The organism is Flavobacterium sp. W22_SRS_FK3 (assembly GCF_052113665.1).
In the GTDB taxonomy this organism is placed as follows: Bacteria; Bacteroidota; Bacteroidia; order Flavobacteriales; family Flavobacteriaceae; genus Flavobacterium.
Genome location: NZ_JBGQOF010000003.1, coordinates 35,310 through 50,775 on the forward strand (window position 1 = coordinate 35,310; position 15,466 = coordinate 50,775).

Genomic DNA, 15,466 nt, shown 5'->3' on the forward strand with positions numbered 1-15,466 from the left:
TTAAATAAGAATTTCAAAAACCAAAAAGATGATGAGCAACTCAGAATTTGGAAGTATTTCATTTGATTTACCAAAAAACCAATCAAATGTAATCAAAGTAATAGGTGTAGGAGGAGGCGGAAGTAACGCTATTAACCACATGTTTCAACAAGGAATAAAGGGTGTGGATTTTATCGTTTGTAATACAGATTCACAAGCATTACAAAATAGTTCCGTGCCAAATAAAATTCAGTTAGGGGTAAATTTAACAGAAGGTCTGGGAGCAGGAGCAAATCCTGATGTTGGACAGCAATCTGCTATTGAAAGTATTGCTGACATTGAAAAAATGTTAGACCGTAATACTAAGATGGTATTTATTACCGCTGGTATGGGTGGAGGAACAGGTACAGGAGCAGCTCCGGTAATTGCGCAATTGGCAAAAGAAAGAGAAATTTTGACAGTTGGTATTGTAACAATTCCTTTTCAGTTTGAAGGCAAAGTACGTCAGGAACAAGCGCTTTTGGGTATCGAAAAGTTACGTAAGCAAGTAGATTCTCTAATCGTAATCAATAATAATAAGTTAAGAGAAGTATATGGAAATCTTGGTTTTAAAGCAGGATTTTCTAAAGCAGATGAAGTTTTAGCAACAGCCTCAAGAGGTATTGCTGAAGTAATTACGCACCACTATACTCAAAATATCGATTTACGTGATGCAAGAACTGTTTTGGCAAACAGTGGAACTGCGATCATGGGATCTTCTGTTTCTGAAGGTGAAAACAGAGCAAAAGATGCTATTATTTCAGCATTGGATTCTCCATTGTTAAACGACAATAAAATTACAGGAGCCAAAAACGTATTGTTGCTTATCGTTTCTGGATCAAATGAGATTACGCTTGATGAAATTGGAGAAATCAATGACCATATTCAGGCAGAGGCTGGTTACAACGCGAATATCATCATGGGAGTTGGTGAAGACGAAACTCTTGGTGAAGCTATTGCTGTAACGATCATCGCTACTGGTTTTGATGTTGAACAACAAAATGAGATCGTAAATACAGAGCCTAAAAAAATTATCCATACGTTAGAAGATGAGCAAAGAAGTGTTCATAATTTAACAAATAGATCAGTTACTTCTTTCGACTTAAATGCTGAAACACCTTCTGTAAAATCAGAGGAAAAAATTGTTTTCGATTTAATGGGGGATACAACAGCTCCGGTAGTGCCAAATTCTGTACCTCCAGTTGTGGTTTCCCCGACGATTAATCAGGAAGAATTGGTGGTAATGTCTGAGTTTATTAAAAATCTTGATGTTACTTTTGAAATCGTTTCGCCAATTACAGATATCGATTTTACTATTTCTACTCCGGAAGTGCAATCTTTTCAAGAGAGAAAACAAGTTGAACAAAGAATTTTTGAAAGAGAAGAGCAGACTACTTTTTCATTTGACTTACCTCTATTTAGAGCTGAACCGGAAGTAAAAAAAGAGCCTATTGTTGAGGATAATAAAATTTTATTCGAATTGACAAATGAAACCCGTAATATAAAAGTAAATGAACCGGTTTCATTTGTACCGGTGACAGAACTTTCTGAAAACGGAATCATCAAATATTCGTTAGAAGAATATATGGAGGTTGAGAATGATTTAATGGCATCGAAACCAGTTGAAAAAGTGATGGAAGATGTTGTTCCTGAGGAATTAAATATTACCTTGAAACCAAGAGTTGAATTTGCCAGCGAACCTGATGTTTCATCGACTTCAAATGCTTCTCCGATGGAATTGACAATCGAGGAAACTTTACGCTTAAGAGCGGAAGAAAGAAGAAAGAAATTAAAAGAATTTAATTATAAATTTCATAATAATGTTTCCAGAATTGATGAGCTTGAAAAAGAACCGGCTTATAAAAGATTAGGAATCGATTTATCGAATTCACAATCAAATAACACCAATTCAAGAATCTCAGTAGGAACAGACAGTAATAATGATTTGCAATTGCGTTCAAACAATTCTTTTTTGCACGACAACGTAGATTAATTGTACATTCATAATATTAGGATAACCCGAAAATTGGATTTAATTTTCGGGTTATTTTTTTTATCTTCGCACAGAATTTCAAAACCTAACATTTATATCTGGCTGATAAAATTAATTTTATTGTCAGTTCGAGAAGATTAGGAGCGAATTTTAAAATCTAAATAATTTTTAAGCATTGCTTATTTAAATAAAAAAATAAAATGAGTTTACAAACACTAATCATGGACGAGATTAAAACCGCCATGAGAGCAAAAGACACAGTTGCGTTAGAAGCATTAAGAGCTATTAAATCTGAAATGTTATTAGCCGCTACAGCTTCCGGCTCTAAAGAAGAATTAACAGAAGACGACGAAGTTAAATTGCTTCAAAGATTAGTAAAAACACGTAAAGAAAGTGCAAGAATTTTTACAGAACAAAATCGTCCTGACTTAGCTGAACCAGAATTGGCTCAGGTTGCTGTAATTGAAAAGTTTTTACCAGCTCAATTAAGTGAAGAAGAAGTAGAGGCAGTAGTAGCAAAAATCATTGCTGAAACTGGAGCTTCAGGAATTGCATCAATGGGAAAAGTCATGGGATTGGCTTCTGCACAATTAGGCGGAACAGCAGAAGGAAAAACTATTTCTGCAATTGTAAAGAAGCTTTTAGTATAAATTTGTAAATTAAATATTTTGACCGCGTAGTTCAACTGGATAGAATATCAGATTTCGGCTCTGAGGGTTGGGGGTTCGAACCCCTCCGCGGTCACTTTAAAGGACAAAGAAGAATTTCTCTTTTTTGTCTTTTTTTATTTAGAAACTATTTTCAGGCATCCGCTATATCTTTTCTTTTTATAAAAGAAGGCATTCAAAGAATGCTGCTTCTGTCTTGGTTTTGGCTTTTGGTTTTAAAAGGTTATCTATTCTTCAAAAACTTTTTCTGTATCAATGATATTACTTTCCTGATATAACTTTTTGCCAATTACACCTTTATCACCTAAAGCACGGCCTTTTATAAGCCAGGCTATTCCAAAAGCAAAAAGAGAAAGGGATTCAAAAACCAAAGTTGAATATGGAAACAGTTTTAGTTGTTCTGAAACAGGGACCATAATTATAAAAAACAATATGGAATAACCACAGAACCTGTAAATATTATTTTCGTTCAGTATGCTTTTTGGGTCTCTCGTTTCGTTTTCTTGTCCAATAGTAAAAACATTAATAGCCTGTAAAGCGAATAGTAAAAACAACAAAGCTGCAAATCCATAATGACACCAGCCAATCCATCTTTCGGTAAAAGGAATAAGGGTATATGTTTTATCGAGTTTGATCTCAGGATTTGTTGGAACTAATGCTACACCCAATGCCATAATTCCGGCAATATTGGTCAGCAGATTGTCGTTTTTCCAAATAGAAACATTACCATGACCTTTATAACAAATCAAAAATAAACCGACAGCACATAAAGTTCCGGTAAAAATTTCCCGGAGATTGGTATAATAATAATGACTAATAGAGGGTTGAACCGGAGTTTGAAAAAAGGCAATAAAAGATAAACATAATAAAAGTATCGGCAGGCTAATTCCTAGGTAACCAATGGCACGCCGAATTCTTCTGTATGTAAAAATATGATAACTCTCAATCTTAATTTCTTTATTATCCGTTTTCATTATTTTTTTTTTAAAATAAAGCTATCTCATAATATCGGTATCAACAGGAGTATACCCTAAATGCCTGCTTAATGATAAAATTTGTCCCTTGTGGTGGTATTCATGTGTAATGACATGGCTGAAAAGCCTGAACGGTTTTGTTGAACGTTTGATGTTTTGTATTTCATATGATATCTCGTTTTTAAAATAATTCATTTCTGAAATAAATTTAAACATGAAATCATCTATAGCCTCAAATAATATAATAACATCTTGTATGTTTTTGAAGTTTTCATATTCAGCATAGAGTATGTTGTTTTTAAAAGTAATATTGGCTATCCAGTATTCGTAAGTGTTTGCAATATGAACTAAAAGATTTCGTATGCTTCCTCCGCGGCCAAATGATGTATTTTCGTTAACGAAATCTTCAGGCGAGATTGTTTTACAAAATTCAAACAATACTTCTCGTGATTCTTTTACGAATTCATATTGTTCTTTAGAATATATTGATGAGCATTCCATAGCGAAATATTAAATGTTATCTCAAGAAGATTGTTTCTTAGAAAATAAATTTTCCACAACCCAGGCCGGTCCAATCATTAAAAACTGAAGGTCTTTTAAAAAAGAAGGTTTTTTGCCTTCAATTTTATGTCCATAGAATTGCCCGATCCAGGCGATGATAAATACGCCAACTGAGAATATCCATAAAGGTAAAACCTGCCCAATATAATAATTAGCAACCAAACAAATTGCCGAAAAAAAAGCAATTTTAATAGCCATGGCAACAGACAAACGGATGTAAAAAACAAGTACAAAAAGCAATACTGCTACAGCCCAATTTTCGATTATTGGGGCATTGAATTTTAAAACATTGGCAATAAGACCACTCGGAATACTCATTAATAATCCTACTATCGAAAAGTAAATGGCCGGAACACATATATAATGTATTGCTTTATTTTTTGGGTTTTGATGACTTACGGCATATTCATTAAACCATTGTTCTAATGTTCTCATGTTTTGGGTTTAAGTTAGTTTAGTAAATCTAATAAAAATTTTGAATTTTATACAGGTAAATTTTAAATAGTAATTTATTGAAAAATAGCCGTTTATGTTTGTTGTTATGACGAAATGTTTTGCTGGAAACAGTTCGATTTCTTTTTGTTTATTCAGCCTTTTTTGTAATTTTATTCCTTATATGTTAAAAGTCTGTAAAAAAGCAAATAATAGGTGATTTACACTTTTATTAAAAAAAATAAAATTTAAAGATATGAAATGGCTTAAGATCCTCTTATTATTAGTGTTGTTGTCGTCTTGTTCTTCTTCCAAAGTTATTGATTTAGGAGGCGCAACAGCAACAAAGGGTATAGACGTTTCGCAAAAAGCGCTAACCGTCTATTCGTCATTATTGGATCAGTCTGGTATTGATAAATCGCAACAGGACAAGATTAAAGTGCTTACAAATCCAAATCCTTCAACAATGAAATTGCCGGATACAAAAGCTTCGGATTTCTCAAATCAATTGCAGCCAAGAATAGAAGCGTATCAAAAATTATTAACCGTCTATACAGAGTTTAATCTGCTGACAGATAGTAAATTTTCCGATAGATCAAAAGAAGCTTTGATCTCTTTGGAGAATAGTTATAATGCAATAGCTAAAATACCTGATTTGCCGGAAGATATAAGAGGCAAACTCCCCAATATTTTTAGCATCATTACACAAACGGTTCAGGCCAAAGAAATAAAAAAGCATAACGAAATATTGTACAGTCTGTCTCAGGTTTATTTAGAGTTATGGAATGACGATAAACCCATCTGGGACGAATATCTGGATCTTGTATATAATTCTTATTCTGACGGATTAAGCACGGTTGATTCTAAACGATATGATGTAAATAAAATTTCTCAAAGCAGTATGGAACCTTATAGTGACAGTGCTACGATTATTTTAATGTACAGATTGAGTAACAGAGATGAAATAATGAAGCAGAAAAATGATTTGAAACAACAATTAACAGCTTTTGGAAAGGCGCTTCAAGAACTAAATAAAACCCATGCTGAAATGTCTAAGCAAGCCACGGATATTAGCAGCGTTATTTCATCATTAAACAAAATTGAAGAACTTCTAAAAGATAAGCAAGATGCAAACTGAACTAAAAAAATCATTGTCTGCCGCTATTAGTCAATTTAATAGCAAAAGAAGCCAGCTTTTGCAAACCGCCTATCAGGCAGGAGGAGAAGCTGCCGTCGAAAAACTGGAAGAAGAATATGACGCGCTTCGTGACTCTTATTTTAAAATTTTGCAACGAGAACTTGACGAAAACAATCATCGTTACATACAACTTACAACTGTTGCAAAAGAAGAAGCCGATAATTTAACCAAGAGTCTCAAAAAACTTAACAACGTTAATGAAATTGTGGATTTGACAACCTCAGTTATCAATCTGGTCGGGAGAATTTTAATTGTTCTCGCAATATAAAAGTCTTTTTGGTTGTTAATTAATGAGTTCCAAAACCAGAAAAAGTTCAGTGCTGGAAATCATCTCAAATTGTGAATATCTATTTTCTGAAATTCAGGTTTTTTCTGCTTTAAAATCTATCTTTGACTTCCTTAAAAAATAGAGAAAAATGAGCGCGATTTGGTACGAATGCAAAGTAAAATATAGAAAAACTGATGATATTGGATCACAAAAGGTTACAACAGAGCCTTATTTGGTAGATGCAATATCGTATACAGAAGCTGAAAGCAGAATTAATGAAGAAATGAAGGCTTATGTGAGTGAAGAGTTTAAAATCACGAATATAAAAGTGGCAAATTATGCTGAAATTCATCCTTTTGAAAATGCAGACCGTTGGTTTAAATCAAAAGTTTCTTTAATAGCCTTTGATGAGGAAAGCGGAAAAGAACGTAAAACAAATATGTACCTGCTGGTACAGGCAAATGATTTGAGAGAAGCTTATGATAATACTGTCAGTGTAATGAAAAACACTATGGGTGATTATACTATTCCGGCAATTTCAGAGTCGCCAATTATGGATGTATTTCCCTATTTTAGTGGTGAAGAAGAAGAATTGGAGCAGTTAGAAAGATTCAATACTCTGAAAGCATCTAAACCTGAATTGGTTTCTGCAGGAGAAGCAGGAGAGGATTTGATTGAAGCAGAGACTGAATAATTTCCAAATAGATAATATTTTAGATGGATAAAAAACGTATAAAAGAAAAAAGAGAACTTTAAAGTTCTCTTTTTTCTTTAGTAAGCATTTTATATTGTTTGGGGGACAATGTTAAAATGGTTTTTAACAAGAATGCATTGTAAACTACATAATTTATAGTTTCATCCATTTTTCCAAAACAAGAACAAAAATTGCAACTAAAAGAAATGAAATCCAGAGACTGAGAAGCATTTTTTTTGTCATAGTTTTGTTTTTTAAATTAAATATTTGTTAATTATATTTGAATAAATTTTTGTTTTAACTTTTATTTTAAATATCTTGTTGTTTAAATAGATAAAAAACGGAAATATTTTAGTTTAAAATCATTTTTTAATAAAAATTATTCATTTTTTTAACGAGTCAATATTACGAATTAAATCGATAAACTGCAAAATAAATCGATAAAATACACTATTTTTTTAAGTTAAGATTTTATTTGACCATATTACAAGTGTTTGCTAATGATGGCATAAGATTTAAGATGATTTATAGCAAAAAATAATGTGCAATCAAAACAATTGCACATGAGTTGAAAAGAACTTCAGAGAATTATCTTTGATTATAATCAAAGGCATTATCCCACAATTCATCAATTTGAATTAGTGCTTTCTCTAAGGGAATAACTTCCCATTTGCCATTGGATTCTATACCAAGGCCAATGTTTTTTAATTTCAATAGAGCATCTTTTACATCAAAATCAAGTTCTGTCTGTAGTTTAGTTTTAAACCAGGACTCAATTTGATTATCAATTTCTTCAGCTGTTAACGGATTTTTACTTTTGTGTAAAAAGGCATATGCTAAAATAGTTTCCTTAAGAACTTCTTCTTCAGATGAGTTTAAAAGAGAATAAAAAGCACCGCTATTATTTCCCAGATTTTTAAAGTACAGACTATCCGAAAGCATTTTTGAATATCTGATTTTCTTGTTTACAAAATTGTTGTACTGGCGAAAGCAATAAGCAGATAAAATACCCAATGCAATTAATCCCTGATTTAAGGAAGTTTTGCTGTTTAATAAATCAATAGCCTCGCCCGTTTCATAAGCTCCATACATATTTATTAAAGCCGGAATTACTTTTGCGCTCAATAATGAAATTCCACCAAAAATTCCAGGTACCCAAAGCAGCAGTTTATCAGTTGTGGACATTCTCGGAATCGCATTTGGAAAAATGGTTTCTAAGTCATTTTTGGGTACACGCTTAAAGATTTTTAGGACAATCGATCCCGGATCAACAGGCATCTTTCCTAATTTTACTTTTTCTTTTGAAAGATAATCAGCTTCATTATAATTCAGGTAAATCATAACTCGATCATAGTATTCAATCTCTATTTCTTTCTTCCAGAAAATATATTTGGTAACTTTTTCTTTTGCTTTGTGATGTCCGCGAACATACAATTCATATTCTTTGTAGGCATTAAAGTCTATCGAAAGTTTTAAACCAATTAAATCTGAATCATTAAGAGCTTTGTCTAAAGTTTCCTGATTTACAATACGATAGTTTCCATTTTCTAAAACTTTTTGAAGTGTTTGTTTAAATATTGAAAAATCACTTTTGCCCGTAAAACCTTCACGTTCTTTATCGCTTAAATCAGGATCGAATAAGGCGTAGTTTTGTTTTAGATTTCGATTAAGATTAAAAGCTTCATAATGATAATAATGTTCGATAATGTCGAATAATTTTTTAAAATTTTCTGCTTTTCTTTGATCTTCTCCAAAAGCAGCTATTTGTTGCTCGAGTAAGAATTCCTTGTTAAAGGGAATGTAATGTTCTCGTGTCATATTGATTTGGGCTTTTATTTGTCGCGGCATTTGAAAAGCAAAAATACCATCCGAAATTTGATTTAAGTGTGGAAATTAAGTATTTTTTTAAATGAAAAGATACGACCCTTTAGATTTAGGTAAATCAATTTTTAGGCAATGTTTTTAATACAAGGAGAGGATTGTTACAAGAGATTAGTAAATATGGAGATTACAAAACAATTTTATGAAAACAATGCAAAAGTTTATGAATTGTTATTGGTAAATTTGAGTAAGATTATTTGTTAATAAAATGTTCTAATTATATAAACAGCTGAAATGGAAAACATACAAACTACCAAAACTCAAAATTTCTTTAGAATATTGCTGGGAATCTTTATGATAACGGCCGCCATTGGTCACTTTACTTTTCAGAGAGCCGATTTTCAGGCACAAGTCCCAAATTGGGTTCCAATGAATAAAGATCTGGTTGTCATACTTTCCGGAATTGTAGAAATTACTTTGGGTCTTGGTATACTGTTTCTAAAAAAATATCGGGTATATTTCGGAATCGCACTGGCTGTATTTTACCTATTGGTTTTTCCGGGTAACATCGCGCAATATCTAAACGGAACATCTGCTTTTGGTCTCGATACAGATCAGGCTCGTTTGATTCGGTTGTTTTTTCAGCCTGTTTTGATTTTTCTTGCGTTGTGGTCTACCGGAGCGATTACTTTTTTAAAAGAAAAAATTTCTTAAAGGAGGCAATCAGTATCATGAAATTTCAAAGACTTAAAGTCTGTAATTTGAGTTTTATAATCATAATAAAAATACTAATCTGGCATAAGCCATTTCTATTAGTCTACCTTACACAAAAAAGATGGCGATAGAAGCGAAAGTTAAACAGGTTGAAGCATTATTTGATCGTCTTGAAATTGAAATTACTGCTTTTAAATCAGAGTCACGCCTATATTGTAACGCCGGCTGTGGAAAATGCTGTTCTACACCCAACATTGAAGCTTCGCCTTTAGAATTTTTGCCTTGGGCATTTCATTTGTTTTTGAATGGAAAAGCAGAAGGAACACTAGTTGAACTAAGAAATAATAACGAAAATAACTGTCATTTATATAAGTCAATTTCCCTATTTGAATATCAAAAAGGAAGTTGTAGCAATTATCGTTACCGAGGTTTAGTATGTCGCCTTTTTGGCTATGCAGCAAATACCGACAAGTTTGGCAAATTGCGATTAACTACTTGCAAAATAATAAAAGAGCAGCAAACTCAAAATTTTACCAAAACGGAAAAAATGATTAACAAAGAAATATATGTACCTATTTTCTCTGATTATTATATGCGACTGGCACAAATTGATCTTAGAATGGGAGTTATTCTATTACCCATAAACGAAGCATTAAAAATGGCGATTGAAGAAGTGTTATCGTATTATGCTTATCGACCTTTTCCAAGTGGATTAGCAAATATTGCTTAGAAGTTAATTTTACGAAATGATTTGATAAAATTGAGATACAATAATACTGCAGATTTACAATTTGTCGACGTTAAGTTTATTCTGGGTGTGAATTCCTCAAAGTTTATGGCTTCATCAAAATATGCTTTGAATTGGTTAGATAATTTTTTATTTTTAAATTTAATTATAGAGTATGAGCTCAAACGCTATAATTTCACTAACAGAATTTTGAAGCTGAAAATTTTCATTTTTCCAAGTTAAATTTCCTTCGCATAAGGCAAATCATTTTCATCAATTATGATTTCTTCATTTTTTGGGAAACCACAAACCAAAAGTCATAGTGGATTAAAATATAACTTTATTTAGAAATAACATGTGATGCACTAAATAAAGTTATTACTATTTTAAGTCAATATTAGAGATCGAACCATAAAAAAAATTAAAGGTAAATTTAGTTTAGGGCTGTATAGTTTCATCGTAATTGCCAAGACTTTCTATGTAAATAATATCCGTGAACGGAATGTTCATCATTTGGCCTTTTGCACAAATAGAAAGTGTTTTTCCGGTCATATTTTCTTCTTTTTTCACGTGTTTCTTTTCCCTTTTTCTATTACTTAGAGAATTTTTCGAAAGAAATAGGTTTTAGTAAATAATCCATCGCATCGTTTTGTTTATGCCGGAGCGCAAAATCAGAATAAGAGGTGGATACAATCTTTAAAGGTCTTTTGGGCTGTAATTCTATTAACTCAATACCGGAAATTACAGGCACATTAATTGTTTCATTTCTAAAACTATATTATTCCATATACTTTTTAATAAATATAATTTCTTCATCTAACAAAACGTAATACCTTTTGTAGTTTGAATTTGTTATGGAAGGATGTTATAAATGTTTTTTTATTTTATGCGCCATTATTTTCCTAAATTTGTGCCCTATGAAAAAAGCTTTACAACTCTTCGACTTTACTCAAAAAATCAATTACAAAAACGAAATTTTAGCAGGTTTAACTGTAGCAATGACTATGATTCCAGAATCCCTGTCGTTTGCTATTTTAGCAGGATTTCCACCTTTGGTTGGTTTGTACGCCGCTTTTATTGCAGGTTTGGTAACCGCTATTTTTGGAGGAAGACCCGGAATGATTTCCGGAGGTGCTGGAGCAACTGTTATTGTTTTAATTGCTTTAATGAAATCACACGGCATAGAATATGTTTTTGCAGCCGTCGCACTTGGCGGCATAGTCCAAATTTGTATTGGACTTTTTAAACTCGGTAAATTTATTCGATTAGTACCACAGCCCGTTATGTTTGGTTTTGTAAACGGCTTGGCAGTGATAATTTTCATGTCACAATTAGAACAATTTAAAACCATAATAAACGGACAGGTTTCGTGGTTACAGGGAGTTTCTTTATTTATAATGTTAGGTTTAGTAGCGCTTACAATTGGTATTGTGTTGCTTTTTCCTAAAATCACAAAAGCCGTACCGGCTTCTTTAGTCGCTATTATGGTAGTTTTTGCCATTGTGCTGATTTTTAATATAGACACCAAAACTGTCGAAGATATCGCTTCTGTTCAGGGAGGATTTCCTCCGTTTCATATTCCGAATATTCCAATTTCTTTTGAAACTTTAAAAGTGATATTTCCGTATTCTATAATTGTTGCCGCTGTTGGCTTGACAGAAGGTTTGCTTACACTGAATTTAGTTGATGAAATTACCGGAACGCGAGGAAACAGTAACAGAGAATGTATCGCTCAGGGAGGATCAAATATTCTGAACGGTTTCTTTTTTGGAATGGGAGGCTGCCCAATGATTGCACAGACTTTAGTAAATTTATCAGCTGGGTCAAGAGCCCGGCTTTCAGGAATTATTGCCGCTTTAACTATTTTGATAATTATACTTTTTGGTGCCCCTGTAATCGGAAAATTACCTATGGCTGCTTTGGTTGGTGTTATGATGATGGTAGCTATTACAACCTTTGAATGGTCAAGTTTCAGGATTATCAACAAAATGCCCAAACATGATATTTTCGTCGGAATCTTAGTAGCTGTTGTTACGATCTTGCTTCATAATTTGGCTTTGGCCGTATTAATTGGAGTGATAATTTCTGCATTGGTTTTTGCATGGGAAAGTGCGAAAAGAATTCGGGCCAGGCATTTTATTGATGAAGGAGGAGTAAAGCATTATGAAATTTACGGCCCATTGTTTTTTGGTTCGGTTACCGCTTTTACAGAAAAATTCGATTTACAAAACGACCCTTCTCATGTTATTATAGATTTTAAAGAAAGCCGTATAGCAGATATGTCGGCCATTGAAGCCTTAAATAATCTGACCAAAAAATACAGTCAGTTAAATAAAGTAATTGAACTAAAACACTTAAGCGAAGATTGCAGGGTTTTACTTAAAAATGCCGATGCTGTTATTGATGTGAATGTTATTGAAGATCCTACATATAAAGTTGTTTCTTAAATGTGGCAATTTGCTAATTAGGCAATTCTATAGATTGCTCATATTTATATAATGTTCAAATTTACTCTCGGTAATCCCGACAGGTTTATAAAATCTTTCGGGTTAGTTGTATACTGATAGTCCGTATAAGGCTCAAAACAGTGTGTCTATACAGATTTGCATTGGTTTATCTAAATAACTGCAGAAAATGATTTCATTATCAAATTAATACCTTATCTAATTGGAAATATTGATTTTTGTAACTTTACAAAATGAAACTCACAGAAACCTTAGAAGATTTTTATACTATTAAAGTGAACGGAATGCCCGAGAATCTTAAAAAAGAAATCGGACATTTTAATGTTTTTAAGTTGGATGATTTTGTTGGAAATATCTGTAAACCATTCCCTTATACCAGAAAAGACTTTTATAAAATCAGTTTAATCATCGGGAAAAATAAAGTGCATTATGCAGATAAAATTTCTGTGATTGAAGATCAGGCTTTGTTTTTTGCAAATCCGCAAATTCCATATAATTGGGAACAGGTCGATGAAAACCAAACAGGCTTTTTCTGCATTTTTACCGAAGCTTTTTTTAGTCAGTTTGGGAATTTAAAAGAATATCCTTTATTCCAGCCTGGTGGAAATCCAACAGTTCCGATTTCAATGGAATTAGCAGAATCTTTGAAAACAGTTTATTTAAAAATGTTTGATGAGATCAATTCCGATTACGCTTTTAAATATGATGTACTCCGAAATCTAGTTTTCGAAATTATTCATCTGGCTTTAAAAACGCAAACGATAACTACTTCATTATACAGTAAATCGAATGCAACGATTCGGGTTTCTTCTTTGTTCTTAGAATTATTAGAAAGACAATTTCCGATAGAATCAATATCACAACAAATTAATTTTCGATCGCCTTCAGAATTTGCAAGTCAGTTAAATGTGCATGTAAATCATCTCAATAAAGCGTTGAAAGAAACGACCGGAAAAACAACTTCGCAAATCATTTCTGAAAGAGTTGTTCAGGAAGCTATGATTTTGCTCAAACAAACCAATTGGAATATAAATGAAATTGCCTGGTGTCTGGGCTTCGAAGAATTATCTCATTTTATTAACTTTTTCAAGAAAAATGCGAAGGTTTCGCCAAAAAAATATCGATCGAATGAAATTGTTTGATTTTCGTAACTTCTTACTTGATTGCTTCAATATTTGACAAGTACTTCGCCAATACCTTTGTCCTGTAATTAAACGTAAAAATTTAAAATCATGGAAAATAACAAAGTTTGGTTTATCACAGGTGCTTCAAAAGGACTTGGATTGCAATTAACAAAAAAATTATTGTCAAAAGGGTATAAAGTAGCTGCAACATCAAGAAATGAAAAAGCATTAGTTGAGGTGGTTGGAAATCCATCAGCCAGTTTTCTTCCTTTGGAAATGGATTTAACTAATGAACAAAGTGTGAAAAATGCAGTTGAAGTAACCATAAGTCATTTTAAAACGATTGATGTTTTGGTAAACAATGCCGGTTACGGTTTATTAGGAGCATTAGAAGAATTAACAGATGCCGAAGCCAGAAAAAATTACGAGGTAAATGTTTTTGGATTATTGAATGTAATTAGAAATACAATGCCTTATTTGCGTGCCAACAGATCCGGACATATTTTTAATATTTCGTCTGTTGGAGGTTATTACGGAGGTTTTCCGGGCTGGGGAATTTACTGTTCAACAAAATTTGCGGTTGCAGGTTTAACAGAATCTTTAGCAGCAGAAATAAAACCTTTTGGAATTAATGCTACTATCGTTTATCCGGGTTATTTCAGAACCGATTTCTTAAAAGACAGTTCATTGTTATTGCCTCAGAACCCAATCGCAGATTATAAAGAAGTAAGGCAATCTGAAAATGCTCATAAAGAGGATATCAACGAAAATCAGCAAGGAGATCCTGAAAAATTAGCTGAAGTATTAATAAAAATGAGTCACGAACAAAATCCTGCACTGCATTTATTTTTAGGTGAAGATGCTTATAACATGGCAAACCAAAAAATTGAAAGTGTTCAAAAAGAATTAGCGCAATGGAAATCAGTTTCTGTTTCTACAGGGTTTTAATAATTAACTTAATATTTTTTGACGGTGCAATAAACCCCAGTAGTGCAATTCATTGAGGACATTCTCTAAGGACTTTCCATGCTCTGTAATTGAATATTCCACGGTGGGAGGAAAAGTATCATAGACAGTTCTTTTTATTAGTTGATTACTTTCTAAACTTTTCAGTTCTTTGGATAAAGTTTTGTCGGTAATTCCGCTAACAGCTTTGGATATTTCTGTAAAATGTTTGTTTTCTGTGGAGAGCGAAAATAAGATTAGCAATTTCCATCTCCCTTCAAGGGCTTCTAAAGCATCTTTGATAGAAAGTGCTGTTTTGGGACAACCACCTTTAATTAGCATTTGATCTGTTTTTGATTTAAATAGTATGTTACTTCCATTTTGGATAGCACTATCCAAAGAGGAAGTACTGTAAATAAGCACGTAAATATAAATATTTTTGAGGTCTAATTTAATAATTTATCTCAAAATGAAAGATCGTCAACATTCGAAATCTATTACTATTACGCTTTGGTTAACACAAATTATTTTAGCTGTTTGTTTTATTTAGGGAGCGGCAATGAAACTATTTTTGCCTATTGAAAAATTATCCGCTATGTGGCCTTGGACAACTGAAATTTCTATTTTATTAGTAAAGTCTACAGCAATATTGGATTTATTATTAGGTATTGGAATCATACTGCCCACATTATTTCGGATCTATCCCAAAACTGTTTTATTTACTGCTATTGGAACAATTATTCTGATGTTTTGTGCCAGTATTTTTCATATTTGCAGAGGAGAAGTTTCTCAAATAGGCATAAACATTTTCATTGCAGTTTTAGCAGCTTTTATAGTTTGGGTGAGAAATAATTTATAAAAAAA

Annotated in this window: 17 protein-coding genes and 1 tRNA gene; 12 read left to right on the forward strand and 6 right to left on the reverse strand. The window is 32.5% G+C overall.

From position 1 onward, the window contains the following. The first annotated feature begins 28 nt into the window (after positions 1-28). The 3 genes from ftsZ to ACEN2I_RS03405 all read left to right on the forward strand — a co-directional run bounded on the left by ftsZ (position 29) and on the right by ACEN2I_RS03405 (position 2,755). Positions 29-2,011 (forward strand): cell division protein FtsZ, encoded by a 1,983-nt coding sequence (ftsZ, locus tag ACEN2I_RS03395; protein WP_441764717.1) that lies wholly within the window; start codon positions 29-31, stop codon positions 2,009-2,011. Positions 2,012-2,211: 200 nt separating this feature from the next. Next, the gene (locus tag ACEN2I_RS03400; RefSeq protein WP_074659845.1) at positions 2,212-2,661 is read left to right on the forward strand and encodes a GatB/YqeY domain-containing protein; all 450 of its coding nucleotides are present in this window, start codon (positions 2,212-2,214) and stop codon (positions 2,659-2,661) included. A gap of 20 nt (positions 2,662-2,681) precedes the next feature. Then, positions 2,682-2,755: transfer RNA gene (locus ACEN2I_RS03405), tRNA-Arg, on the forward strand. Between the two features lie 151 nt (positions 2,756-2,906). On the opposite strand, the gene ACEN2I_RS03410 is transcribed toward ACEN2I_RS03405, so the two are convergent. The 3 genes from ACEN2I_RS03410 to ACEN2I_RS03420 are packed head-to-tail and all read right to left on the reverse strand — an operon-like array spanning position 2,907 to position 4,649. After that, the gene (locus tag ACEN2I_RS03410; protein ID WP_441764718.1) at positions 2,907-3,653 is read right to left on the reverse strand and encodes a hypothetical protein; all 747 of its coding nucleotides are present in this window, start codon (positions 3,651-3,653) and stop codon (positions 2,907-2,909) included. A 21-nt stretch (positions 3,654-3,674) separates the two neighbouring features. Further along, complete coding sequence (locus ACEN2I_RS03415) at positions 3,675-4,154, reverse strand: DinB family protein (RefSeq protein WP_441764719.1); 480 nt, start codon at positions 4,152-4,154, stop codon at positions 3,675-3,677. 21 nt (positions 4,155-4,175) lie between these two features. Next, a complete protein-coding gene (locus ACEN2I_RS03420; protein WP_441764720.1) occupies positions 4,176-4,649 on the reverse strand; it encodes an Mpo1 family 2-hydroxy fatty acid dioxygenase in 474 nt (157 codons plus the stop codon). 253 nt (positions 4,650-4,902) lie between these two features. Between ACEN2I_RS03420 and ACEN2I_RS03425 the strand changes: the two genes are divergently transcribed. From ACEN2I_RS03425 to ACEN2I_RS03435, 3 genes are all read left to right on the forward strand, one after another. Then, complete coding sequence (locus ACEN2I_RS03425) at positions 4,903-5,784, forward strand: hypothetical protein (protein WP_441764721.1); 882 nt, start codon at positions 4,903-4,905, stop codon at positions 5,782-5,784. Beyond that, positions 5,774-6,112, forward strand: a complete 339-nt coding sequence (locus tag ACEN2I_RS03430) for a hypothetical protein (RefSeq protein ID WP_441764722.1) — start codon at positions 5,774-5,776, stop codon at positions 6,110-6,112. Before ACEN2I_RS03425 ends, ACEN2I_RS03430 begins: the two co-directional genes overlap by 11 nt. A gap of 148 nt (positions 6,113-6,260) precedes the next feature. Continuing rightward, positions 6,261-6,806: a DUF4494 domain-containing protein gene (locus tag ACEN2I_RS03435; protein WP_441764723.1), complete on the forward strand. Its 546-nt coding sequence runs from the start codon at positions 6,261-6,263 to the stop codon at positions 6,804-6,806. Positions 6,807-7,394: 588 nt separating this feature from the next. On the opposite strand, the gene ACEN2I_RS03440 is transcribed toward ACEN2I_RS03435, so the two are convergent. Then, positions 7,395-8,624, reverse strand: a complete 1,230-nt coding sequence (locus tag ACEN2I_RS03440; protein WP_441764724.1) for a TMEM143 family protein — start codon at positions 8,622-8,624, stop codon at positions 7,395-7,397. Between the two features lie 297 nt (positions 8,625-8,921). Between ACEN2I_RS03440 and ACEN2I_RS03445 the strand changes: the two genes are divergently transcribed. Next, positions 8,922-9,341, forward strand: coding sequence for a DoxX family protein (locus ACEN2I_RS03445; protein WP_441764725.1), 420 nt, complete (start codon positions 8,922-8,924; stop codon positions 9,339-9,341). A 121-nt stretch (positions 9,342-9,462) separates the two neighbouring features. Next, positions 9,463-10,071, forward strand: a complete 609-nt coding sequence (locus ACEN2I_RS03450; RefSeq protein ID WP_441764726.1) for a YkgJ family cysteine cluster protein — start codon at positions 9,463-9,465, stop codon at positions 10,069-10,071. A gap of 435 nt (positions 10,072-10,506) precedes the next feature. On the opposite strand, the gene ACEN2I_RS03455 is transcribed toward ACEN2I_RS03450, so the two are convergent. After that, positions 10,507-10,638 (reverse strand): hypothetical protein, encoded by a 132-nt coding sequence (locus tag ACEN2I_RS03455; protein WP_441764727.1) that lies wholly within the window; start codon positions 10,636-10,638, stop codon positions 10,507-10,509. A 347-nt stretch (positions 10,639-10,985) separates the two neighbouring features. Between ACEN2I_RS03455 and ACEN2I_RS03460 the strand changes: the two genes are divergently transcribed. From ACEN2I_RS03460 to ACEN2I_RS03470, 3 genes are all read left to right on the forward strand, one after another. Continuing rightward, entirely contained in the window at positions 10,986-12,515 is a 1,530-nt protein-coding gene (locus tag ACEN2I_RS03460; protein WP_441764728.1) for a SulP family inorganic anion transporter, read from the forward strand. Positions 12,516-12,766: 251 nt separating this feature from the next. Next, a complete protein-coding gene (locus ACEN2I_RS03465) occupies positions 12,767-13,675 on the forward strand; it encodes a helix-turn-helix domain-containing protein (protein ID WP_441764729.1) in 909 nt (302 codons plus the stop codon). A 90-nt stretch (positions 13,676-13,765) separates the two neighbouring features. Continuing rightward, positions 13,766-14,605 (forward strand): oxidoreductase, encoded by an 840-nt coding sequence (locus tag ACEN2I_RS03470; RefSeq protein WP_441764730.1) that lies wholly within the window; start codon positions 13,766-13,768, stop codon positions 14,603-14,605. Positions 14,606-14,608: 3 nt separating this feature from the next. Here the strand turns inward: ACEN2I_RS03470 and ACEN2I_RS03475 are convergent, their stop codons facing one another. Further along, complete coding sequence (locus tag ACEN2I_RS03475) at positions 14,609-15,001, reverse strand: winged helix-turn-helix transcriptional regulator (protein WP_441764731.1); 393 nt, start codon at positions 14,999-15,001, stop codon at positions 14,609-14,611. Positions 15,002-15,161: 160 nt separating this feature from the next. On the opposite strand from ACEN2I_RS03475, the gene ACEN2I_RS03480 reads away from it, so the two are divergent. After that, positions 15,162-15,461, forward strand: coding sequence for a DoxX family protein (locus tag ACEN2I_RS03480; protein ID WP_441764732.1), 300 nt, complete (start codon positions 15,162-15,164; stop codon positions 15,459-15,461). The last annotated feature ends 5 nt before the right edge of the window (positions 15,462-15,466 follow it).